This is a genomic window from Leyella stercorea, assembly GCF_021531355.1.
Lineage (GTDB): Bacteria > Bacteroidota > Bacteroidia > Bacteroidales > Bacteroidaceae > Prevotella.
Window position 1 is genome coordinate 1 of record NZ_JADYTS010000146.1, and the last position, 1727, is coordinate 1727.

The 1727-nt window shown below is 48.6% G+C and carries 1 protein-coding gene and 1 pseudogene; both read right to left on the reverse strand.

The genetic code is table 11. The features are described 5' to 3' along the window. Positions 1-194: 194 nt before the first annotated feature. Positions 195-1094, reverse strand: coding sequence for a transposase (locus I6E38_RS14670; RefSeq protein WP_235394682.1), 900 nt, complete (start codon positions 1092-1094; stop codon positions 195-197). A gap of 180 nt (positions 1095-1274) precedes the next feature. Further along, positions 1275-1583 (reverse strand): annotated as a pseudogene (locus I6E38_RS15590) (transposase); the annotation flags it as partial. Positions 1584-1727 lie beyond the last annotated feature (144 nt).

The window sequence follows — 1727 nt, forward strand, 5'->3', positions numbered from 1 at the left end:
TAGGGATTGTCGTTTAATTCTTTCAGTCGTGGACGCATAGAGGTCATCTTGGTATTTGATGCTCCGTGCAATCAGTTTTAATTGCTTTTTGCTGGTTTAACGGCACTCCAAAGTAGTGTATTTGCTGCCTTTGCCGATAACAGATTAGGAGTCCTCTTCGGAGGACTCCATCTTAATTCCGTTTCAGATGTCTCTTATGCCGCCTTGGTCTCTTGCAGCTCTGCCAGACGCTCCGCCATGTGGACTGCGTTCGCTGTGTGGATGCCGAAGAAGATGTACAGGATCTCTGTTTTCTTCTTCCTGGCCTTGATCCTGCGCATGGCGTAATGCTCTTTCTGTGTTCCGAACGATCCTTCCATCTGAGTGGCCCTGACTCTTGCCAGTTCCTGGCGGACATAGTCTTCCTCCCTCTTCTTCTCTGCTGATGGACGGCCACGCTTGGCGAATGATGTCTGTATGCCCAGTTCCTTGCAGAGGTCCCTGTTGGCTGTGCCTGTATAGCCGGTGTCGCCACCTATCTTCTTCGCATCCACACCAAACAGCCGCTTGTGCATCTTGATGCAATGTCCGAGTCTTCTGCCCTCATTGAAGGCGTTGAAGGAGAGTTTCTCGATGAAAGAGATACCGTCGACCTGTATGTTGTTGCACTTGGCTCCAAATTCCACGTTCTTCACCTCCTTGCCACGGACGATGGGCCTCACGTATGGCTTTGATGTACTCACGATCCTGTCGGGAATGCTTTCCCTGGGGTCATTGCTGTCGAAGTGGTTCTTCTGCTGGCGGTACACCTTTGTGATAATGCCGAGGGTTGACTGCTCACGCACGGTCAGCACCTCCTGCTCATTATGTTCGCGCATCATCCTTCGTATTTCCTTCAGGATCTTCCCCAGTAGGTTTAACAACCGGCGGATAATCCTGCGCTGTTGTGACTTCTTGTGTTTGCGCTGCTTCACATACTCCATGTTCGCCTTCTCCACGTCAAGGTACTTCGTCCTCGGACGGTGGATACCAAGACGCTGACAGGCATCACACATCATCCGATATGACTTCCCAACGCATTCCCACAGCAACTTCTGGTCCGTCGGATACCGCATCTCGCTCTCATAGCATGTCGCATCTGTGTAGAATGTATCAAGCTCTTTCATGTACGGTTTCCATGCATCCGCGAGTATGTTCTGCTGTTGCTGGATCTTCAGCTTGTCGGAAAGCTCGGAGATGATGTCATCTATCAACTTGTAGTTCGTAAGCGGGCACAGAGGATTGACGTACACGTCGCAGAATATCTGATAGTGGACGTTGCCGTTCAACTGCTCCAGCAGTTTCGGGGCACTCAGCTGGGTGTACATCTTCAGGAACATCAGAGCAACTTTACCCTCCGGGGAGAAGAAGGACTTCCGACCACGCTTACGTACTGGATGGTTGCTCACCAAACCAAAGTTCACTGCCATCTCATGAAGAGGGAGAAGCCGTTTCATACGTCCAAGTTCGCTGTTTTCAAACGTAACTCGAAATAAATCATAAAAATCGAACCCTTCGAACGGAATTCGCTTGCTTATTCCAGAAATATGTTGTACCTTTGCCATCGTATCACTTTTGTGATTCCCCCAATTTTTCACTTTCTGAGGGTGATTGGGGGATTTTTCTTATCTTCTACAAAGGTACAAAATTTCTATCACATTGAGGATTAGATAGTTGTAAATAATCTTAATATTTAACGACACTCCCTA